General features: G+C 68.2%; 19 protein-coding genes. 5 read left to right on the forward strand and 14 right to left on the reverse strand.

Annotated features, from left to right (window positions below; translation table 11 throughout):
* Positions 1-240 precede the first annotated feature (240 nt).
* The gene (locus tag AC3WLE_RS22250) at positions 241-1,221 is read right to left on the reverse strand and encodes a GlxA family transcriptional regulator (RefSeq protein ID WP_492356419.1); all 981 of its coding nucleotides are present in this window, start codon (positions 1,219-1,221) and stop codon (positions 241-243) included.
* Positions 1,222-1,402: 181 nt separating this feature from the next.
* On the opposite strand from AC3WLE_RS22250, the gene AC3WLE_RS22255 reads away from it, so the two are divergent.
* Complete coding sequence (locus AC3WLE_RS22255; RefSeq protein ID WP_492356420.1) at positions 1,403-2,011, forward strand: cysteine hydrolase family protein; 609 nt, start codon at positions 1,403-1,405, stop codon at positions 2,009-2,011.
* A gap of 76 nt (positions 2,012-2,087) precedes the next feature.
* Here AC3WLE_RS22255 and AC3WLE_RS22260 read toward each other — a convergent pair whose 3' ends face one another.
* The 5 genes from AC3WLE_RS22260 to gtdA form a co-directional block, all read right to left on the reverse strand.
* Positions 2,088-3,428, reverse strand: a complete 1,341-nt coding sequence (locus AC3WLE_RS22260; protein ID WP_492356421.1) for an MFS transporter — start codon at positions 3,426-3,428, stop codon at positions 2,088-2,090.
* A 109-nt stretch (positions 3,429-3,537) separates the two neighbouring features.
* The gene (locus AC3WLE_RS22265; protein ID WP_492350934.1) at positions 3,538-4,752 is read right to left on the reverse strand and encodes a 3-hydroxybenzoate 6-monooxygenase; all 1,215 of its coding nucleotides are present in this window, start codon (positions 4,750-4,752) and stop codon (positions 3,538-3,540) included.
* A 27-nt stretch (positions 4,753-4,779) separates the two neighbouring features.
* Complete coding sequence (maiA, locus tag AC3WLE_RS22270; protein WP_492319163.1) at positions 4,780-5,421, reverse strand: maleylacetoacetate isomerase; 642 nt, start codon at positions 5,419-5,421, stop codon at positions 4,780-4,782.
* A gap of 34 nt (positions 5,422-5,455) precedes the next feature.
* Positions 5,456-6,154: a fumarylacetoacetate hydrolase family protein gene (locus AC3WLE_RS22275; RefSeq protein WP_492356422.1), complete on the reverse strand. Its 699-nt coding sequence runs from the start codon at positions 6,152-6,154 to the stop codon at positions 5,456-5,458.
* Between the two features lie 95 nt (positions 6,155-6,249).
* Positions 6,250-7,296 carry a gentisate 1,2-dioxygenase gene (gtdA, locus tag AC3WLE_RS22280; RefSeq protein ID WP_492319161.1) on the reverse strand — a complete coding sequence of 349 codons (1,047 nt, stop codon included), beginning with the start codon at positions 7,294-7,296 and terminating at the stop codon, positions 6,250-6,252.
* Positions 7,297-7,448: 152 nt separating this feature from the next.
* On the opposite strand from gtdA, the gene AC3WLE_RS22285 reads away from it, so the two are divergent.
* Positions 7,449-8,369 carry a LysR family transcriptional regulator gene (locus AC3WLE_RS22285; protein WP_492319160.1) on the forward strand — a complete coding sequence of 307 codons (921 nt, stop codon included), beginning with the start codon at positions 7,449-7,451 and terminating at the stop codon, positions 8,367-8,369.
* Positions 8,370-8,552: 183 nt separating this feature from the next.
* Here the strand turns inward: AC3WLE_RS22285 and AC3WLE_RS22290 are convergent, their stop codons facing one another.
* On the reverse strand, positions 8,553-9,908 hold the full coding sequence (locus AC3WLE_RS22290; RefSeq protein ID WP_492356423.1) for a serine hydrolase domain-containing protein: 1,356 nt from the start codon (positions 9,906-9,908) through the stop codon (positions 8,553-8,555).
* Between the two features lie 209 nt (positions 9,909-10,117).
* On the opposite strand from AC3WLE_RS22290, the gene AC3WLE_RS22295 reads away from it, so the two are divergent.
* Positions 10,118-11,020 (forward strand): YihY/virulence factor BrkB family protein, encoded by a 903-nt coding sequence (locus tag AC3WLE_RS22295; protein ID WP_492356424.1) that lies wholly within the window; start codon positions 10,118-10,120, stop codon positions 11,018-11,020.
* Between the two features lie 33 nt (positions 11,021-11,053).
* On the opposite strand, the gene AC3WLE_RS22300 is transcribed toward AC3WLE_RS22295, so the two are convergent.
* Genes AC3WLE_RS22300 through AC3WLE_RS22315 form a run of 4 tightly spaced genes read right to left on the reverse strand, consistent with a single transcriptional unit; the run spans position 11,054 to position 15,280 of the window.
* On the reverse strand, positions 11,054-12,004 hold the full coding sequence (locus tag AC3WLE_RS22300) for a CobW family GTP-binding protein (protein WP_492319157.1): 951 nt from the start codon (positions 12,002-12,004) through the stop codon (positions 11,054-11,056).
* Positions 12,001-13,665 carry an amidohydrolase gene (locus AC3WLE_RS22305; protein ID WP_492356425.1) on the reverse strand — a complete coding sequence of 555 codons (1,665 nt, stop codon included), beginning with the start codon at positions 13,663-13,665 and terminating at the stop codon, positions 12,001-12,003. Before AC3WLE_RS22305 ends, AC3WLE_RS22300 begins: the two co-directional genes overlap by 4 nt.
* Positions 13,666-13,677: 12 nt before the next feature.
* Positions 13,678-15,060, reverse strand: coding sequence for a sodium:solute symporter family protein (locus AC3WLE_RS22310; RefSeq protein WP_492356426.1), 1,383 nt, complete (start codon positions 15,058-15,060; stop codon positions 13,678-13,680).
* A gap of 13 nt (positions 15,061-15,073) precedes the next feature.
* Positions 15,074-15,280 carry a DUF3311 domain-containing protein gene (locus tag AC3WLE_RS22315; RefSeq protein ID WP_340523470.1) on the reverse strand — a complete coding sequence of 69 codons (207 nt, stop codon included), beginning with the start codon at positions 15,278-15,280 and terminating at the stop codon, positions 15,074-15,076.
* 156 nt (positions 15,281-15,436) lie between these two features.
* Here AC3WLE_RS22315 and AC3WLE_RS22320 point away from each other — a divergent pair, with 156 nt between their 5' ends.
* Both AC3WLE_RS22320 and AC3WLE_RS22325 read left to right on the forward strand, forming a co-directional pair.
* Positions 15,437-16,372, forward strand: coding sequence for a LysR family transcriptional regulator (locus AC3WLE_RS22320; RefSeq protein ID WP_492319154.1), 936 nt, complete (start codon positions 15,437-15,439; stop codon positions 16,370-16,372).
* Positions 16,373-16,431: 59 nt separating this feature from the next.
* Positions 16,432-17,469 (forward strand): LacI family DNA-binding transcriptional regulator, encoded by a 1,038-nt coding sequence (locus AC3WLE_RS22325; protein WP_492319153.1) that lies wholly within the window; start codon positions 16,432-16,434, stop codon positions 17,467-17,469.
* Here AC3WLE_RS22325 and AC3WLE_RS22330 read toward each other — a convergent pair.
* Genes AC3WLE_RS22330 through AC3WLE_RS22340 form a run of 3 tightly spaced genes read right to left on the reverse strand, consistent with a single transcriptional unit; the run spans position 17,466 to position 20,993 of the window.
* On the reverse strand, positions 17,466-18,173 hold the full coding sequence (locus AC3WLE_RS22330; protein ID WP_492319152.1) for a sulfite exporter TauE/SafE family protein: 708 nt from the start codon (positions 18,171-18,173) through the stop codon (positions 17,466-17,468). The genes AC3WLE_RS22325 and AC3WLE_RS22330 overlap by 4 nt on opposite strands.
* A gap of 2 nt (positions 18,174-18,175) precedes the next feature.
* Complete coding sequence (locus AC3WLE_RS22335; protein WP_492319151.1) at positions 18,176-19,624, reverse strand: amidohydrolase family protein; 1,449 nt, start codon at positions 19,622-19,624, stop codon at positions 18,176-18,178.
* A 19-nt stretch (positions 19,625-19,643) separates the two neighbouring features.
* Complete coding sequence (locus AC3WLE_RS22340) at positions 19,644-20,993, reverse strand: uracil-xanthine permease family protein (RefSeq protein WP_492319150.1); 1,350 nt, start codon at positions 20,991-20,993, stop codon at positions 19,644-19,646.
* Positions 20,994-21,213 lie beyond the last annotated feature (220 nt).

Raw genomic sequence — 21,213 nt, forward strand, 5'->3', positions numbered from 1 at the left:
GTTCCGGGCCACTGCCCGGTCACAGGCCTGGCCCACGCTGGACATGGGGCATGCGGTCAGCCCGCACCGCCGCCGTGCCACATGCACTCGCTCCGCACCGCCCCCCGCCCGGCTTTAATGCACAACATTGTCTACCACCATGATGGAAGCCATTAAGAATATCTCGACCGATGGCCGAAACACGAAGAGGGAAATCCCTTGTTTTCTTGCGCTGGCTGTTGTGGGCTGGCTGCACCCAGATCAAGCCGATGGGGAGCCTTGCCCGCTCAGCACCGCACCGCCAAACTGCTTGCGGTAAGCCGACGGAGAAACGGCTAAGGCCTGGGTGAAGTGCTGCCGGAACGAAACGGCGGATCCAAACCCCACCAGCTCGGCAATCAGGTCAACCCCCTTGTCCGTCGTCTCCAGCAGGCGCTGCGCCGCCGTCAGCCTGTGGTTCAGCACCCACTGCGTCACCGTTGCGCCAGTCTTCGCCTTGAAGCGCCTGGTGAAGTTGCGCCGGCTCATCCCGGCCTGCTGCGCCAGCGTGTCCAGTGTCAGCGCCTGGTCCAGGTTTTCGATGGCCCAGTCCAGGGTCGTGCTGAGCTTGTCCGCGCCGTCCACCCGGGGCAGCGGCTGTTCGATGTACTGGGCCTGGCCGCCATGCCGGTGCGGGGCAACGACCATGCGGCGGGCCACCCGGTTGGCGACGTCCGCGCCATGGTCGCGGCGCAGCAGGTGCAGGCAGCAATCCAGGGCGGCCGCCGTCCCGGCCGAGGTCAGGATGTCGCCATCGTCGATATACAGGGAGTTGCGATCGAGCCGGACCTGCGGATACCGGTTCGCAAAGTCATCGGCCCAGGCCCAGTGCGTGGCCGCCGTGCGCCCGTCCAGCAAACCCGCCTCGGCGACCACGAACGTACCCAGGCAGAGGCCGGCAATCCGCGCGCCCCGCGCGCTGGCGCTTTGCAGCGCTTCCACCAGGGCGTGGGGCGGGCGCTCCGCCGGGTCGCGCCAGGCCGGCATGATGACCGTATCGGCCTCTGCCAGCACCGAAAGGTCGTGCCCGACGTCGATCCTGAACCCGGACATGGTGGGAATCAGCCCGGTCTTCTCGCCGCAGATGACCAGCCGGTAGCGCGGCACGCCCAGCCGGGCAAGATCGTCGCCAAACACGATACAGGGTACGGACAGGTGGAAGGGGCTGATGCCTTCGAAGGCGATCACCGCGACGGTGTGCATTGCGTTCTCGCTGGCACGGACACGAATTGAGGATGGCCCAATTCTATCGGATGTTGTCCATCGGGCCACTTTCGGGGTTGCAGCCGGCGTTGGAAACTACCTCCCATGCCGCGGTTGCGGTGATTGGGGCGGCCTCCTCGCCAGCGGCGCCGCCCTCTTCTTTTCCATGACGAGGACCACAATGAACCACCCGACGATTCGCACCATGGCCGGCGCACCGGCCCCCACCGCCATCGAAGCCGCCAGCAGCGCCTTGCTGGTGATCGATTTCCAGAATGAGTACTTCAGCGGCAAGATGCCGATCCCGGACGGCGCGCGCGCCCTGGGCAATGCGCAACGCCTGATCGCTCACGCGGATGCGGCCAGGATTCCTGTTTTCCACATCCAGCACGTGACGCCCGCGGGCAGCCCCGTCTTTGCGGAACAGAGCGCCAGCGTGGAATTCCACAGCGACCTGCAGCCGGCCGCGCATCACACGGTGTTGCAGAAGACCTCGGTCAGCGTGTTCCCGACGACCGACCTGGACCAGCGCCTGAAGGCCGCCGGCATCAAGACCCTGATCATCACGGGCCTGATGACCCATGCCTGCGTGTCAGGCGCGGCGCGCGATGCGGCGCCGCTCGGATACAGCGTAATCGTGGCGGAGGATGCCTGCGCCACGCGCGACCTGGATACGGCCGGCGGCGTGGTGCCGCACCGGGACCTGCACCGGGCCGCGCTTGCCACCATCGACGACACCTTCGGCGATATCCTGACCACCGAGCAGGTGCTGAAACTGCCGATCGCCTGATCGATCGCGGACAGCCATGATGCCGAGGGGGAGACCGTCAGGCCGCCTCCCTCTCAGTCACTCCCGCCGCCCGCCTTCAGACTGCCAGGCGCTCCACCGCACTCTCGCGCCTGACCATCCCCAGCGAGAACATCGACAACCCTGCGATCAGCGCCGGCACGCCGATCAACGCAAACAACGCCGGCATGCCCAGGCCCATCGACAGCATGGTGGCCCCGCCGACCGACCCCACCACCGAGCCCATCCGGCCAACGCCGTTGGCCCAGCTCACGCCTGTGGCACGGCAGTCCGTCGGATAGAAGCTGGCGGACAGCGCATTCGCACCCACCTGCGACCCTGAGACGCAGAAGCCCGCAAGAAACACCGCCATGCCCGCAGCCACCGGCTCGGAAGCAACGCTGCCCACCGCCGCGATGCCAAGCGCCGCCAGCCCATAGCTGGACGCCAGCACATAGTGCGGATTGATCCGGTCCATCAGCCAACCCAGCGCAATCGCCCCCACCGTCCCGCCGACCTGGAACATGGTTGTCACCAGCGCTGCCGTGCGCAGCGAATGGCCGGCGGTGCGCAGCAGCGTCGGCAGCCAGCTGGACAGCAGGTAGATCACCAGCAGGCTCATGAAGAACGTCAGCCAGAACAGCAGCGTGCCCCGCAGCAGCTCGGGCCGGAACAGGTGCCGCACGGGCGAGCTGGTGCTGCGCTGTTCGCCGACCACGAAGGTGGCGTCACGCAGGTCGGCTTGCGGCGCGATCTTCTGCAGCGTGGCGACGATGCGTTCGCGCTGCTTGCCGGCCAGCACGAGGTAGCGCACCGATTCCGGCAGCAGCCACAGCAGCAGCGCCGCCAGCACCAGCGGCATGACCCCGCCGGCGACCAGCACCGAGCGCCAGCCAAAGGCGTCGATCAGCCCGGCGGAAGCCAGGCCGCCGAAAGCCGAGCCCAGCGTGAAGCCGCAGAACATGGTCGTGACCAGGAACGAGCGCCGCTTTTCCGGACAGAACTCCGAGGTCAGCGTGATGGCGTTGGGCATGGCCCCGCCCAGGCCCAGGCCGGTCAGGAAGCGCAGCAGCACCAGCGTCCACAGGTCCTGCGACCAGGCCGAGGCCAGGCTGGCGGCACCGAAGAACAGCACCGACAGCACCAGCACGCCCTTGCGCCCGAAGCGGTCGGCCAGCGGGCCGAAGACGAAGGCGCCGACCATCAGGCCGCCGAGCCCGGCGCCGAACAGCGGCGCCAGCTGGGCCGGCGTCAGCTGCCATTCCGCGCGGATGGCTGGTGCGATGAAGCCGATCGCCGCCGTATCGAAGCCATCGACCGCAACGATCAGGAAGCACAGCACGACGATGCTCACCTGGAACGCCGACAGCGGCTGGCGGTCGATGAACGCGGTGACGTTCAGGGGTTGGCTGGCAGGCATGGTGGTCTCCTCCTTGATGCCAGGATTAGGGGCGAGTCACGTCCGGCAGCCTTATGCGCGGCCGCCAGATCGTTTCGGATTGACTGCGAAGAAAAGTTGCGCCAGCGGCTTACAGCCACGGCGTGGGGCTCAGGCACTGGTCGGCACGCCAGCCATGCAGCCACTGCAGCGCGTCGTAGAACTGCGCCTGCGTGCGGCCGGTCCACAGGCTGTTGCGCACCAGCCGGTCCACGCCCTTGGCGTGGTAGACCCGGCCCATGTCGCGCGCAGCGTAGAGCACGCGGGCGGTACGCGGGATGCGGGCCTGCTCGTACAGCTTGAACGCTGCCTCGCAATTGCCGCCGGCGGCCTGCACCGCGGCGCCCAGCGTGACCGCGTCTTCCAGCGCCTGGCAGGCGCCCTGGGCCACGTATTGGGTCATCGGGTGCGCGGCATCGCCCAGGATGGTGGCGCGGCCGAAGCTCCAGCGCTCGACCGGGTCGCGGTCGGCGGTGGCCCAGCGCTTCCAGGAAGTGGGCCGGTCCAGCATCTGGTGCGGCAGCGGATGGATGCCCTCGAAGTACGACAGCACTTCCGCCTTGCTGCCGTCGCGCACGCCCCAGGTTTCCTGCTCGCGGCTGTGGAAGGTCACCACCAGGTTGTACTGCTGGCCGCCGCGCAGCGGGTAGTGGACCAGGTGGCAATGCGGGCCGGCCCACACCACCGGTGCATTGACCTGCAGGTCCTGCGGCATGTCGGCGACGCCGACCACGGCGCGATAGACCACGTGCCCGGTGACGCGCGGCTCATCGCCGATCAGCGCCTGGCGGATCGCGGACTTGACGCCGTCGCAGCCGATCACGGCATCGCCACGATGGTGTTCGCCGTGCTGGTCGATCACGGTCACGCCCTGGTCATCCTGCAGCAGCTGTTCCACGCGCGTGCTGGTGCGGAACGTAATCAGCGGGTGGTCCTGCACCGCCTCCAGGATCGACAGGTGGATATCGGCGCGATGGATCACCGCATACGGGTTGCCGAAGCGCTCGCGGTACGCCTGCCCGACGTCAACCTCGGCGATCACGCTGGTATCGATCGCATCGCGCAGGCTGAGGTAGTCGGTAAAGACCGCCCGGCTGCGCGCAGCTTCGCCTACGCCCAGCGCATCCAGTGCGGCAAAGGCGTTGGCGGCGAGCTGGATGCCCGCGCCGATCTCGCCGATCTGCTCGGCCTGCTCCAGCAGTTCGATGCGGATGCCCTGGCGTGCGAGCGCCAGCGCCGCGGCCAGGCCGCCGATGCCGCCGCCGATGATGAGGACCTTGCCGGTCGCGTTGTTGGTACTGCTCATGTCTTGTCTCCTCGCCTGCGCGATGCGTCAGGCGGTGTAATCGGGCTGGCGCCCGGGCGCCGCCTGGGCAAAGGCGGGATGGGCGCTGGCGTGTGCGTAGACCGCCATCGCGCGCTGGTACCGGCTCAGGTCGCAGCCCATGCGCAGGGCGTTGGCGACTTGCGGCACCAGCGTGACGTCAGCGAGTGTCGGCGCATCGCCGAAGCACCACCTGCCATGCCCGTGCTGCGCCAGCAGGCGCTCCACGCCGGCCATGCCTTCATCGATCCAGTGGCGGTACCAGGCATCCTTCTGCTCGGGCGTGACCTTCAGCACGTCCTGCAGGTAGCGCAGCACGCGCAGGTTGTTGACCGGATGGATGTCGCAGCCGATCAGCGTGGCCAGTTCCAGCACCCGCGCACGCTGCACCGGGTCTTGCGGCACAAGGCGCGGCTCCGGATGGAGCGCGTCCAGGTAGTCGAGGATCGCGAACGACTGCCCGAGCGTAAAACCGCCATCCACCAGCGCGGGCACGGTCGCGGACGGGTTGATTTTCCCGACGTACTCCGGCTCGCGGTGCTGGCCGGTGCGGATATTGACCGGCAGGTAGTCGTACGGCAGGCCCTTGAGGGCCAGCGCGATGCGCACCCGGTAGGACGTGGAGCTGTTGAAGAAACTATAGAGCTGCATGATCGGTAATGCCCGTGTGCTGCGATTCAGAGGTTCAGACCACGCGCACGGCCAGCTCGCCGAGGCCGTCCACGCCCGTGACCATGGTCTCGCCGGCCTTGACCGCGCCCACGCCTTCCGGCGTACCGGTGAAGATCACATCACCCGGTTCCAGGCGGAAGAACTGCGACAGGTAGGCCACCGTCTCGGCCACCGACCAGATCAGGTGCGACACATCGCTGCGCTGCTTCGTTTCACCGTTGACCGTCAGCCAGATGCCGGCCTGTTGCGGGTGGCCGATCTCGCTGGCGCGGTGGATCGGCGCGACCGGCGCCGAGGCATCGAAGGCCTTGCCGATCTCCCAGGGGCGGCCCATTTCGCGCATCTTCATCTGCAGGTCGCGGCGGGTCATGTCGAGGCCGACGGCATAGCCCCACACGTGTTCGAGTGCCTGTTCGACCGGGATATCCGAACCAGCCTTGCCGATCACTGCCACCAGCTCGGCCTCGTAGTGGTAGTTCTGCGTCTGCGCCGGATACGGCAAGTCCAGCGTGGTGCCGGCCTGCACCGGGAGGATCGCATCCGCCGGCTTGCAGAAGAAGAACGGCGGCTCGCGGTCGGGATCGAAGCCCATCTCGCGCGCATGGGCGGCGTAGTTGCGGCCCACGCAGTAGACGCGGCGCACGGCGAACTGGTCGTCGCTGCCGGCAACGGGGATGGAAACGGTGGCGGGGGGCGTGAAGACGTAGGACATGGTTCGAGGTTTCCGGAAGTCGTCAGGTAAGCGGGAGCCTCAGGCGGTGCGCGCAGGCACCGCCCGGGGCAGGTCGGATCAGGGTCGCGGGACGCTCAGGTGCGCGCTTCGCGCAGCAGGTTCATCGCGGACAGCACGGGCCGGTCGGAATAGCTGAACAGCACCGCGTCTTCCAGCGCGCCCAGCTGCACTGGCGCCCACGACGGGGCCACGAAGATGTCGCGCGGCTCGAACTGGAACTGGTCGTCACCGATGCGCACCGTGCCGCGCCCTTCCACCACGCTGTAGACGGTGGCGTCGGTGCTGCGGTAGGTCTTGCCCTGGAAGCCCGCCGGCAGGTACTGCATGAAGGTGGCGATGGTCGGCATCGGCCAGCCGCCGGTGGCCGGGTTGATATAGCGCAGCTTGACGCCGTCCCAGGCATCGAGCTCGCCGTTGCGGTAGAGCTGGTCCAGCGCCTCGCGCGAGCGCTCGTACGGGTAGCTGAAAATCGGTGAAGTGGGATCGGTCACACGGTGTCGCACCGGCACCATGTTGTGCCCGAAGCGGGCAAAGCTGTCGCCCTCGACGCGGGTCACGGGCTGCTGGGCTTCCGGGTAGTTCTCGGCAAACCCGGCATCGAACTGCTGCACCAGCGGAATATCCAGCCCGTCCAGCCACACCACCGGCTCGCCGCCGTCCTCGACGGCAGGGTTGCCATGGTCGTGCCAGGTCCACGACGGCGTGATGATGAAGTCGCCGGGATGCATGGTGGTGCGCTCGCCGTTGACCGCGGTCCAGGCGCCCTTGCCTTCGACGATAAAGCGCAGCGCGGACTGGGTATGGCGGTGGCTGGGCGCGATCTCGCCCGGCAGGATCAGCTGCAGGCCAGCGTACAGCGTGGAGGTGATGCTCGACTTGCCCGGAATGCCCGGGTTCTCCAGCACCAGCACGCGGCGCACCGCTTCCTCGGCGCTGATGACGCCGCCGGCCTGCATCACCAGCGGGCGGATCTGGGCGTACTTCCAGATGGCGGGAACGATCTGCGGCCGCGGTTGCGGCGGCACCAGCGCGTGCAGCGACTCCCACAGCGGGGTCATGTGGCTGCGGCCGATTTCTTCGTAATAGGCCACGCGGGCCGGGTCTGGGGTGTGTTCGGACATGCTGTCTCCGTAACTTTATGCAGGGCTTTGGGAGCGCTTTTGTGGGTGCGTGTCATCGCTCGCACCGTCTTGTTGTCGTTATACGCGGCGGCCTATAAGATTTGAAATGAACTTTTCATCTTATCGATACCATTTTTCATATAGGTAGCCTCATGGACTGGACCCAGAGATTGCGGCTGCGCAACCTGCAGATGCTGCTGAGCCTGGCCGAGACCGGCAATATGAGCCAGTCGGCGGCCATGCTGAACACGACCCAGCCGGGCCTTTCCAAATGGCTGAAGGACCTGGAGGACGATATCGGGCTGCCCCTGTTCGAGCGCCAGGCGCGCGGGCTGCGGCCCACGCCCTACGGCGAGTCGCTGATCGAGCACGCCCGCCGGATCGAGGCCCAGCTGGATACCGCGCGCGACGACCTGCAGGCCATGCGCGACGGCGGCAGCGGGATCGTGGTGGTGGGTACCTCGGGCGCGTCGTCGGCGGATACCGTGCCGCTGGCAGCGCTGCAATTGCTGCAGCAGATGCCCCGCGCCAGCGTGCGGCTGGTGGAAACGACCATGGACCGGCTCATGAGCCAGCTGGCGCACAGCGAGCTGGATATCGTGGTGGGCCGCTCGGCGCCCGAGCTGCAGGATGCGCACATGCGCACCGAATCGCTCTACATGGAGCCGATCCACTTCGTCGCCCGGCCGCGCCACCCGCTGCTGCAAGGCGCGCGCATCGGCTGGGACGACCTGTATCGCTACCGCTGGGTGGTGTGGCCGCGCGGCACGCCCATCCGCAACGCGCTGGAAGGCGCGCTGGCCAGCGCCGAGCGTGCGCTGCCGGCAGATTGCGTGGAGAGCAATTCCACCGTGCTGAATCTCACGCTACTCAACAACAGCGACATGATCGGCCTGGCCTCGCACCGCACCGCGCGCCGGCTGGAAGCGCTGGGCGCGCTGCGCATCGTGCCGCTGCGGCTGGCGGGGTTCGGCTCGGTGTCGATGTACTGGCGTGACGACGCGCAGTCGCGCGCGGCGGTCATGGCCATGCTGGATTGCCTGCGGCGGGCGGCGGGGGCGCCGCAGGACTAGGTGCTGCTCAAAAGCGATGCCGCATCCATTCTCTTTCGTTGTGGTTGGTCATCGCCACGGCGAAGATGCCGATGGCTGGATTGCGGACTGCGCGGCCCGCAGGCGCGCAGCAGTCCTGCGCACGCCCTGGCGGCGTGCGTGAGAGGCAGATCGGGAGAGTCCGCCGGCCCCTGCCGGCGTGGGTCAGCGGCTGACCGCGCGCTGGATCGCGAGCGCCGCGGCCACCATGGCCTCGGCGGATTCCAGCGCCCGGGCCGGATCGTCGCGCTTGCGCACCGCGGCTGCGCTGGTCGCACGCGCGGCGCCGTCCGGGCTGGCGGAGAACTTCACCACCGTCAGCCCCCTGGCCGGGTTGATATAGATCTTCTGTCCGAAGCGCCCGCTGGCCTCGATGCTGCCGTCGCCGTCGTTGCGCTGGAACCAGTAGTTGCGGTAGCCATAGCCGTCGCGGCCCGGCATGGTGTTGCCGCGCGCAAAGCGGGCCTGGTTGCCGGCGGGCTGCAGCGCAATGCGCGCCGCCGCCGGCGAGATCCCGCCCGAGGCGTCGCCGGCGGCCGCCCGGCGCACGGCCTCGGCAAAGCGGGCGGCATCGCGCAGCGTGGAATTCATGCCGCCGCTGGCCATTTCCGTGCCCTGGCGGTCCACCTGGGTGTAGGCATCATCGTCGGCAAAGCGGGACCACAGCCGCTCGCTCACCAGTTGCGCCCAGCTCTTGCCGGTGATGCGCCGCAGCGCCCATGCCACCGCTTCCGGCGAGCCGTTCTGGTAGTACCAGACGCCGCCATCGTCGCGCCCGCCGGTGGCGTGGACGACCTTGAGGAAGTCATAGATGGTATCCGGCGCCTCCGCCTTGCGCGGCACGATCCCCACCGCCCCGAACAGCCCCAGGTCCGGCGGCAGCCCCTCCGGGTAGCCCACCGGCACCTCCATGTCCAGGTTCTGCTGTACCGTGGCCTCGCCGAACGGGTTGCCGGCCAGTTCCGGCACATACTGCGCCAGCCGGGCCTGCGGATCGAGCTTGCCCTCTTCGACCAGCATGGCGGCCAGCAGCCCGGTGACGGACTTGGTCATCGAGGCCCAGATATGCGGCTGGTAAGGACCAAAGCCCGCGAGGTAGCGCTCATAGACGACCTTGCCCTGGTGCAGCACGATAAGGCCGTCGGTATGGGTGTCGCGCAGGTAGTCGGCCAGTCGGACCGTCTTGCCCGCCACGGCAAACGTGGTGCCGTCCAGTTCCGTGCCGGGCTGACCGGCCAGGGCCAGCGGCTGGCTGGCATGCCGGATCCCCGCCGTCGGCGACATCTCGCGCGCATGCCGGAACGCCCAGCGCATATACGGCGGACGCAGCCCGCTGCCGCGGCTGACTTGCTTGTCGGGCGGCGGCGGAAAGCCCTGCATGACCTCGTCCTCGGCAACGGCCACGGGCTGGCCGGTGCCCTGCGCCAGCGCAACGCTCATCGGCGCCACCAGCAGCGCCACGGCCAACCACACCCGACTGCGTCCGAATCCCGTCCTGCGCGACACTGTTTGCGCTTGCATGCTGTCTCCATTCCTGTCCAGGCGGCTGCACGCACGGTGCGCCGCCTTGTATGCATGAGGTGCAAGCCCGCATGGCGCAGGCCGCGGCCGCCATCTTGGCGGACGCGGTTCCCGACCACAATGATGCATTCGGAATAGAGCCATAACCCGGTGGAATGTCAGGCACCGAAGCCGCATAATGGCGAAACCCTTCCTCTCCGGTGTCTGCCATGCAGCTTCCCGACGCCCGCGTCCGCGACCTGCTCCGCCATCCGGGGCGCTTTGCCTGGCACACGCTCAGGCAGTTCCGCGCCAACCAGGGGCTGCTGCTGGCCGGCGCGGTGGCCTACTACGCGCTGCTGTCGATCGTGCCGCTGCTGATCCTGATGATCATCGCCCTGTCGCACGTGATCGAACCAGACCTGCTGTTGTCCACGCTCGCGCGCTACCTGGAGTGGGTGGTGCCGGGGCAGTCCAGGGCCCTGGTCACCGAGCTTGCCGCCTTCCTGCGCAACCGTGGCACGATCGGCTGGGTGCTGCTGGTCACCATGCTGTTCTTCAGTTCGCTCGCCTTTACCGTGCTGGAGAATGCCATGTCGGTGATCTTCGAGCACCGCGTGGCGATCCGGCGCCGGCATTTCCTGGTCTCGGCGCTGCTGCCCTACTGCTATATCGCGGTACTGAGCGTGGGCCTGCTGCTGGTCACGTTGGTATCGGGCGGCCTGCTGGCCATCGGCGAACGGCATGTGGAAGTGCTGGGCCGAGACTGGTCGCTGGACCGGCTCTCGACCGGCCTGCTCTACCTGCTCGGCTTCATCGGCGAGGTGCTGATGCTGACCTCGATCTACATGGTGATGCCGGTTGGCAGGCTGTCGCTGCGGCATGCGCTGAGCGGCGCGTTGATTGCGGCCGTGCTGTGGGAAATCTCCCGCCATGTGCTGGCGTGGTACTTCACCACCTTGTCGCAAGTGAGCCGGGTCTATGGCTCGCTGACCACGGCGATCGTGGTGCTGCTGAGCCTGGAGATCGCGGCGACCTTGCTGCTGTTTGGGGCGCAGGTGATTGCGGAGTTCGAGCGTGGCGGCTGGGAAGGAAGGCCGGCGCATGCGGAACCGGAAGAATTCCACACCTGAGCGGCGCCGCAGCGACGCCGTTCGCGCGCCCGCTCAGGCGAGCGCCAGATCGAGGCAGGCGCGGATACGCCTCTCCTCCTCCGCACCGAAGGCACCGATCAGGACCAGCGCAGACCCTGCCGCATCGCCTTGCGCCATCGGACTCAGCCGCATGCGGCCCGCGACCACATGCATTTCGTGCAGGCGCGGATCGGCTGCCAGCCTGACCATGCCCTTCGCGCGCAGCAGCCGCACCGGCAGCGTCTTCAGCGCCTGCCGCAGCAGCGCCTTGTCGAAGTCGCGGCCGGTCTGGTATGAAATGCTGCGGATGCCGGCGTGCACGGTGCCGACGGCTCGCCGCCAGTGCCCGCCCGCCTGCAGCACGGCATCGGCATGTGGTGCCGGCGGGGCGGCGTCGACAAAGACCGACAAGGGTACCTCGCCCTCGCATGCGGTCAGCACCGTGGCACGCGGCGCGATGGCGTCGACCTTGGCGGCAGCCATTGCCAGCGCATCCGCATCGGCAAGGTCTGCCTTGGTCAGCACCACTACCGAGGCTCCCGCGATCTGTTGCCGCACCATGTCGCCCACCAGCGGATCGTGCAGGCTGTGGCCGACCTCGGTCACATCCACGGCCACCACCACGGCATTGAGCACAAGGGCCCGATCCAGCAAGCCGACCTGTGCAATGCGCTGCGGGTCCGAGACGCCGCTGGCCTCGATCACCAGCAAGTCCGGCCGCTGCTCCCGCGCTGCGATGGCCACCAGCGCCTCGGCCAGCCGGCCGCCGATCGAGCAGCAGATGCAGCCGTTCTCCAACTGGATCACGTCGTCGCTGCGCGTGCGGATCAGCGCGGCATCGATATTGATCTCGCCGAAGTCATTGACCAGCACCGCGATGCGGCGCCCGTGCGCGTTGGCCAGCAAGCGGTTGAGCAAGGTGGTCTTGCCGGCGCCAAGGTAGCCGCCGACCACCGCCAGCGGGACCGGAGGCCGCGTGTTCATCGGGCCGGCGCCGCGAACACGCGCCCGCCCAGTACCGTGCCCCAGACGCACACGTCCTTCAGGCACTCGGGACCCACCGCGGTCGGGTCATCTTCCAGCACGGCAAAGTCTGCCAGCTTGCCGGACGCGATGCTGCCGATGCAATGGTCGAGCTTCAGTGTATAGGCCGCACCCATGGTGATGGCATACAGCGCGTCGGCGACCGGCAGGCGCTCCGCTTCGCCCAGCACGCTGCCGGAAGCGGTCTGGCGTTGCACCGCGCACCACGCCGTAAAGAGCGGGTTCAGCGGCGTGATCGGCGCATCGGAATGGATCGCGAACGGAATCCCCAGCCGCCGCGCCGTGCCCGCCGGGTTCATGCGCGCAGCCCGCGCCGGTCCCACGGTATGGCCGGCATGCGCATCGCCCCAGTAGTACAGGTGGTTGGAGAAGAAGTTGATGCACAGCCCCAGCCGCGCCGCGCGCGCCAGCTGTGCCTCGTCCGCCAGCTGGCAGTGCTGCAGCGTATGGCGATGGTCCGCGCGCGGATGGCGCGACAGCATAGCTTCCAATACGTCCAGCACCACTTGCGTCGCCTCGTCGCCGTTGGTGTGGATATGCAGCGGCAGGCCGGCCAGGTGGAATGGCGTGAAGGCGTCGAGCAGTTGCTCGGGCGGGATCAGCCACAAGCCATTGGCCTGGCCGCCGGCATACCCCGGTGCACGCAGGCGAGCGGTAAAGCCCTGGATCGAACCGTCGACAATGAACTTGACCGGACCGAAGCGCAGCTTGTCGGTGCCGGCCGCCGCCGCGGCCTGCACGCGGGCGGGGCCGCCCTGCGCATTGCGCTGCGGCGAGAACGCCGGGACGATGCGCAGCGGGAAGCCGGGGTCGGCAGTGACCGCCTGCAGCGTCTCCAGCCCCTTGGGCGACAGGTCGTTGACCAGATCCGTCGCCGTGGTCACGCCCGCCAGTTGCGCCACGCGGCCGAAGCGGCGCACCGCGTCGGCATTCTCGGCGGCGGCCAGCGACAGGCCGCTGCCAAGCACGCGCTGCACCGGGAACATCGCCGCGAATTCCTGCAGCTCGCCGGTGGGCAAGCCCCGCGCGTCCTTGTGCACGCCGTCGATATCGGTGTCCTCGTCGATGCCGGCGCGCGCCAGCATCGCGGAATTGACGTTCATCAGATGCACGCTGGCATGCATCACCACGATAGGCCGCGTGGCCGAGACGCGATCCAGCTCGCGCACCGACAGCCGGCTGGCGCCGAAATAGATCGGGTCGAAGCCCCAGGCCAGCAGCGGCGTTTCCGGGTCATGCATCTGGCTTGCCGCGCCCGCCAGGCGATCGATCACCTGCTCCAGCGTACGCAGGCCGTGCCAGAGCTTGCCGTCCGGATCGCGGCGGTCGAAGTAGCCGACGTAGACCGCATCCCACATCGCGCCTTCCATCAGGTGGCAATGGCCTTCGACCAGCCCGGGCATCAGCACCTTGTCGCGGAAGGTGTCGACCTGCACCGCATCCGGCCAGCCGGCCATCTCGGCGGCGCCGCCCACGGCAAGGATCTTGCCGTCGCGCACCGCGACATGGGTGGCCTCGGGCTGGCCGGCTTCCATCGTGAGGATCTTGCGCGCCACGAATACCTGGGTGCGCGCGGTGTCGTCTTGTGTCATGGATTGCATGAGTCCAGTCATTCACGCCGCCTGCACGCGGGCCAGGCGGGGTGCGTAGTTCACCAGCGCGGTCACCAGCAGGTTGACGCCCAGGCTGACCAGCCCGAGGTTGATGCCGCCGAAATCTACCTGCTGCACATACAGCGCGATCGCCAGTACCTGGCCGGTGACGATGCCGAGCGCAATCGCCAGCGCCCGCACCTTCAGCGAGAACAGGATCACCAGCACGCCAGGGAAGAACTGCGTCACGCCGTAGTAGGTGGTGTTGATCAGCGTCAGCATCAGGTTGGGCGTGGCCAGCGTCATGGCGATCGACAGCACCAGGTAGATCACGATCACCACCTTGGCGCCCTGCTTCTGGCGCGCCTCGGGCATGCCCGGCAGCAGGTTGCGCGTGACGATGGGACCGATCGCCAGGCAGATGCCGGCCAGCACCAGCAGCCCCGACAGCGCGGCGCCGGCGGTCACCAGTCCGAGCAGCCAGTCCGGCAACAAGCGCACCGCCGCCGCGAAGAAGGCCTCATTTGGCGATGCGAGCTGCAGGTTCTGGCTGATCGCGTAGTAGGACGCCAGCACCAGGAACGGATACATCAGCATGTACAGTGGCATCGCCACCTGCGTGCGCCGGATGGTGTTGGCGCTCCTGGCCGTGAAGAAATTCTGCACCGCGAACGGCATCACATAGAAGCCCAGCGCCTGGAACAGCATGGTGCTCATCGAGAAGCGCAGCTGGGTGTCATTCATCTGGTTGCTGACCTGCATGCTGGCGGCATGGAACACGTCGCCCACGCCCGCCTTCCAGCCCACCGCGACGCCGGTGGCGACGATCGCCACCACCATCAGGATGTCCTTGAGGATGGCGATATAGGCCGATGCGCGCACGCCGGAGATGGCAATGTAGGTAAAGGCCAGCGCGGCCGAGATCATCACCAGGTACACCGGCTCGAACTCCCAGCCCAGCCCCTTGAGCGCCGCCACCAGCCCGGTGAACTGCAGCTGGCCCCAGGGCAGCAGGAACAGGATCGCCGAGCCCGCCACGATCAGCTCCAGCGCACGGCTGCCGTAGTGGCCCTTGAACAGGTCCGGCAGCGTGATCGCGTTATAGCGCGCGCCGGCCTGCCAGATCTTGGGCCCGAGGAAATAGCCGAGCGGGTACGCCAGCAGGATGTAGCCGAGGAACCAGACCCCGTAGGTCGGCCCCTTGGCATAGATGCCACCGGGAAAGCCCACCATCGTGCCGATGCTGTAGATCTCTCCCGCTGCCAGGAAGAACACCAGGTAGGCGCCGAACTGCCGCGACGCCACGAAGAAATCATGCACGCTCTGCGCGCCGTGGCCCTTCTTCGAGCGGATGGCGAGATAGAGCGAGAACACGATAAAGCCGAGGAATACCGCTGTGGTCATGGTGGTCTCCCCTTCAGGCTTCATGCGCCGCGTCGGCGGCGTGGCGGTCGAACAGCAGCCAGCACGCCAGCATGCAGCCGGAGGTCAGCACGAACCAGGCAAAGATCCAGGCGTAGATAAAGGGCACGCCGAGCACGAAGCGCTCGACCGTCGCCACCCAGGGCAGCATTCCGATGACGCCGATAAACGGCAGGCCTAGGCCGATAAACAGCTTGAGCATGATGTCTCTCCGATTTCCGATGGACGGTGGATGGCGGGGCGCCGTGTGTGCTGTCACCGGCCCGCTCTTGTGTTCCGCTCATCATAGGAAGGGGCGAGGTATGATTCAAATGCAAATGTTGAACCGATCCCATAACCAATGCGCATGGTTTTCCGCATGGACACACAGAAACTTCTGCACCTGCTCGCCGTGGTCGAGCACGGCACGTTCTCCGAAGCGGCCCGTGCCATGCACCTGACCCAGCCGGCGCTGAGCCGCAGCATCCGCGCGCTGGAAGACGAACTCAAGGCGCCACTGTTCGACCGCGGCGCGCGGCGCGCGCGCCTGACCGTGTTCGGCGAACTGGTGGCCGACCGCGCGCGCCGCATGCGGCTGGAAGAGCGCCAGCTGCGGCGCGACCTGGACCTGCTGCGCGGCGGCGAGGAAGGCTCGCTGACCATTGGCGTGGCGCCCGCGCCGGCGGCGCTGCTGCTGACGCCGTTCCTGATCCACATGGCGCAGGCCCACCCGCGCATCAAGGTGCGCACCGAGACCGGCGCCACCAGTGCCCTGCTGGAGGCACTGCGCAACGAGACCATCGACGCCATCGTCGGCGATGCCTATGTGCTGCGCGCGGCCGACGACATCGACGTGGAGCCATTGGGTGAGCTACCCGCAGGCCTGGTATGCCGCGCCGGGCATCCGATCCTGCGCAAGCGCCGCATCGATATCGAGACCATCCGCGCCTACCCGGTAGCAACCACCACGCTCAGCACCGTCATCAGCCGGCAACTGGCAGAGCTATGGGGGCCGGGCGCCGCGCCGGACAAGCTCTTCACCCTGCATTGCGACAACCTCGACATGCTGCGCAGCGTGACGCTGGCCAGCGATACGCTGCTGTTCGGCGTGCTGTCGATCACGCGCCAGGAGCGCGCCGCGGGGCTGATGGCCGAAGTGCCGATGCCGCCCGATCCGCGCCGCTGCGGCCGCTATGGCATTGCGCGCATGGCGGCGCGCTCGCTGTCGCCGGCGCTGGAGGTGCTCTATCGGTTCACGCGCGAACACTGGAAAGCGCTGTCGTCCGAAGCTGGCGCTGCCAACGCGCGCCGCTGAACCTGCCCCTTGCCGCGCGCTGTTGTATGCTCCGCCCTGAACCATCGCCCGTGTCCCGCATGACCGAATCCACGCCAGACCGCCCTCGCCGCATCACCATCCATGACGTCGCCCGCGCCGCCGGCGTGTCGCTGACCACGGTGTCGCACGCGCTGAACGACCGCGGCGTGCTGGACCCGGCCACGCGTGCGCGCGTCAAGCGCGTTGCCGCCGAGCTGGGCTACCGGCCCAGCGTGCGCGCGCAGCGGCTGCAATCGGGCCGCGCCAACTGCATCGCCCTGTTGTCGTCGATGCCGTTCGCGGTGGCGGGCGGCACGTCGCGGCTCGGCTTCATGATGGAGGTGGCGGCGATTGCCGCCGAGGCGGCAATGGGGCGCGGCCTGGGCGTGGTGCTGGTGCCGCCGCTGGAAGGCGCCGGGGGCCTGCTCGATACATTGGATATCGACGGCGCGATCGTGATCGAGCCGATCGCGGGCGACCCGCATATCGCGCGGCTGCGCGAGCGCGGCGTCAGCATCGTGTCGATCGGGCGCGAGCCGCTGACCGACACGCCGGTGCCTTGCGTCGACCTGCAATCGGCCGACACCGCCCGCCTGCTGCTGGCGCACTTGCACGGGCACGGGCGCCGGCATATCGGCCTGATGATCGGCGCGGCGCCGCGCCAGTCGTATGTGGAAACCGAACGCGCTTACCGCGAGTTCACGCAGTCAATGGGCTTGCCCTGCCATATCGTCAAGGCAGCCGAGGAACACGGCGAAGCCGCGGGCGCCGAGGCCTGCGCGCAATTGCTGGCGCAGATGCCGGCGCTCGATGCGCTGTGCGCGCCGGTGGATGCGTTCGCGGTGGGCGCCATGGCCCACCTGCAAGGGCTGGGCAAGCGCGTGCCCGACGATGTGCTGGTGGTGACGCGCTATGACGGCATCCGCGCCCGCAGCGCGCAGCCGCCGATCACCGCGGTCAACCTGCACCTGGAGCGCGTGGCATCGCTGGCAGTGGAGCTGCTGTTCGCACATCTTTCCGGCGACCGCAGCCGCGACGTGATCACCGGGCCCGCGCCGGAACTGGTGGTGCGGGCATCGTCCACGCCGGGCAGCTAGCCGCGCAGCAGCACCACGGCACCGGAGACCAGCGCAAATACCAGCACGCCGATGCGCAGCATGCGCTGGTTGATGCGCTTGTGCACCAGGTGGCTGGCCACCATTCCGACCATCAGCACCGGCAGCAGCCCGATGGCATAGAGCACCTGCTCCATGCCGAGCCGGTCGCTCAACGCCAGCACCACCAGCGAGATCGCTTCACCGACCAGGAAGCACAGCGCCACGGTGGCGCGCAGCGTCGCGACCGGCGCGTGCTGGTAGGCCAGCGCCAGCGGCGGGCCGCCGACACCGGTTGCGGTCTCGGTCACGCCGGTGATCAGGCCGGTCGAGGCAAAGGTCAGCCGCCCCGGCGTAAAGGCCGGCGCCAGCAATGACACCACCGCTGCGGCAATGGTGCTGCCGCCGACCAGCGCGTTGAGCCAGGCCATCGGCATCGCCACCAGCACCCACAGCCCGCCGAAGGTGCCGGCCAGCCGCCCGGCGCTGATCCAGCCTGCGCCGCGCAGGTCGATGGCATGGCGTTCGCGCCAGGCCACGTAGGCATTGAGCGGCAGCATTGCCAGCAGCAGCGCGCCCGGCAGCATCGCCGGCGCGGCCAGCGCCAGCACCGGCACCACGATCAGCGCGAAGCCCATGCCGGTCGCACCCTGGACCAGCGCGCCGGTAAAGACCGCCACGCCGACGCTGAACAACGTCATGTCCATGGTCAGGATGCCTCCGTGCCAGCCTGGCGCGCGCGGTGCACGTCCGCGGCATCGTGCAGCTTGCGGATCGGGGCATGGGCGACGGTGTCCTCGGCCATGGCGTGGATCGCCCGCATCAGCGCGCGTGCATCCCAGTCCGTGGGCCAGCCCTGCCACAGGCGCAGGCTGCCATCGACAAAGACCGCGCGGATCTGGTCGCGGTTGGCCAGGCGCACCAGTTCCCAGGTCAGGTCCCAGGACGGCGTCAGCTCAGGCACGTCCAGGTCGACCAGCAGGAAGTCGGCGCGCTTGCCCGCGGCGATCTCGCCGGTGAGCGCACCGAGACCCGCCACATCGGCCGCGTCGTGCGTGGCCATGTCGACCCAGCGCCAGCCCGCGCCGCAGGAGGAATCGCCCACGCCGATGCCGAAGGCGAAGCGCTGGGCGGCCTCGGCATAGTCCAGCAGGCGGAAGCCGTCGCTGCGGGTGCCATCGGTGCCCAGGCCCAGGCGCACGCCGAAGGTGGCCATGGTTTCAGCCGGCGCCACGGCGTTGCCCTTCCAGGCGCTGGCCACGGGGTTGTAGGCCACCGCGGTGCCGGTGTCGGCCAGCAAGCGGATCTCATGCGGCGTCACCAGCGTGGCATGCGCCAGCAGCGCCGCCGGGCCCAGTGCGCCGACCGCCGCGAGATGTTCGATCGGACGGCGCCCGCAGGCGTTGAGCGAGCGCTCCACCGCCACCAGGTGCTCGTTGGCATGGGTCTGGAAGATGCGGCCGGACTCGGCGCACAACTGGTAGACGTGGTGCAGCATCGCGTCGGAGGCCACCTCGGGAATCGAGATCGCCAGCGACGGGGCCACCAGCGGATCGCTGGCGTACTTGTCCAGGTGGGCGGCGGCGCGGCGCAGGATCGGCGCGGCGTCGAGCGTTTCGGCGCCGGGCTTGTCGTTGCAGATCAGGCCCAGCACGCAGCGCACGCCGGCATCGGTGACCGCGCGCGCGACCGCATCCAGCCCGGCGTCGCTGCGCGTGCCGGCATCGACCACGGTGGTGAAGCCGCCGCGCAGCGCTTCCAGCGCCGCCAGCTTGGACGACAGGTACAGGTGCTCCGCCTTCAGGCTGCCTTCCAGCGGCACCCACACGCGCCGGAAGATCTCCGACGGCTCGCCGAACACCAGCGACTTGCCGAACGACTGCGTCAGGTGGTGGTGCGTGTCGATCATGCCGGGCATCAGCAGCATGCGCGGCAGCGGCAGGGTCTCCAGCTCGGGGAAGCGCGCGGCGACTTCCGCGGCCGTGCCCACTGCCGTGAAGCGGCCGCCCTCAACCACCACTGCGTGGCCGCGTACCGCGCCCTGGCGCAGCAGGGTCCATTCCGGCAGCAGGATGCGCGGCTGCCTGAAGCTGTCCGGCACCAGGGCCGGGTTGGTATCGCCGGGCCAGGCCGGCGTCGAGTCAGAACGATCAGTCATTGCAATTCAGGAAGCCGGGTCAATGCGTGGCGGCGGCATCGTCGCGGGCAACCGCGCCCGCTGCCGCGGCCCGCAGGCCCGTATGGAAAAACAGGAAGTTGAGCAGCGCCGCGGTAATGGCACCCATCGCCACGCCATTGCCCACCAGGATGCGCACGTTGCCCGGCAGGCCGCCATAGATGCCGGGCACCAGGATCGGCAGCAGGCCCACGGCCAGCGCCACGGCCACCACGTACATATTGGCGTGGTCGCGCAGGTCCACCTTGCGCAGCATGTCGATGCCCATGGTGCCGACGATGCAGAACACCACCAGCCCGGTGCCGCCGACCACGGCCTCGGGGATGGCGCTGATCAGCGACGACACCGGCACCAGCAGCCCGAACGCCACCAGGATCGCGCCCGACATCGCCGTGACGAAGCGCGAGCGCACGCCGGTGGCACGCACGATGCCGATGTTCTCGCCACTGGTGATGATCAGCGAGGTGCCGAACATCCCGCCCAGCAGCGAAGTCAGCGCATCGGCGCGGATGGTGCGCGGCACGTCGCGCTGCTGGTCCACCGGCCGGCCCACGGCATCGCTGATCGCCAGCGTCTGGCCGGTGGCCTCCACCATCGAGATCACGGCAAACACCATCAGCGGAATCGCCGCCACCACATCGAAATGCGGCCACCCGAACGGGAACGGCGTGGGCAACGCGAACACCGGCGACATCGACACATGGCCAAACTGGAACGCGCCGGCCAGCCCGGCCACCAGCGCACCGCCTAGCAGGCCGAGCAGGATCGCCAGTTGCGCCAGCATGCCCGACAGCAGGCGCGATGCCGCCACGGTGCAGGCAATGGTGGCGAACGCCAGCAGCAGGTTGAGCGGGTCCACCGTGCTGCCCGCGGCCGGGTGGCCGGCAACCAGCTTGCCCGATACCTGCGCCAGGTTGATCGCCACCAGCAGCAGCATCGTCCCCACCACCACCGGCGGGAAATAGCGCAGACAGCGCCGGAACACCGGCAGCACGCAGAAGTAGAACACGCCGGTCAGGATCACCGCGCCGGCAGCGGTCTGCACGTCGGTCTGCTGCGCGATCAGGATAAACAGCACGATCGGGGCGCCGCCGGGCAGCATCACGAACGGCAGCCGGGCACCGATGCCGCGCTTGCCCAGCGACTGCAACAGCGTGCCGAGGCCGCAGATCACAAAGGTGGCGCTCAGCAGCTGCACCGCCAGCGCGGGCGGGAAGTTCAGCGCCTTGCTCATCAGGAAGACGGACGCGATCGGCGACGCTGCCATGACCAGTACGTGTTGAAGCCCGAAGACAAACAGGCGCCGACATGGCAGCCGTTCATCCACCGGCGCGGGGGCGGGGTGGGACATGCTTTGCTCCTCGTTTGGTGTGTGGGCGTTTGTGCCGGTGGCTCGCAAGCCACTTGCTGCGTCTGTGCGCAATTCGCCTCAGATATTATCGATTTCCGCTAACAAAAACGTTTTGGTAAGTGTAGGGAAATGGAATTCGCGATGCAAGCGGTTTCTCGGCGGAGCGCCCGTGGTCTTCCCTTATATCGATTCAATCGATAAGTGCTAGCAGCAAAACACG

It is taken from the genome of Cupriavidus sp. FW306-1B-F12B (assembly GCF_058781795.1).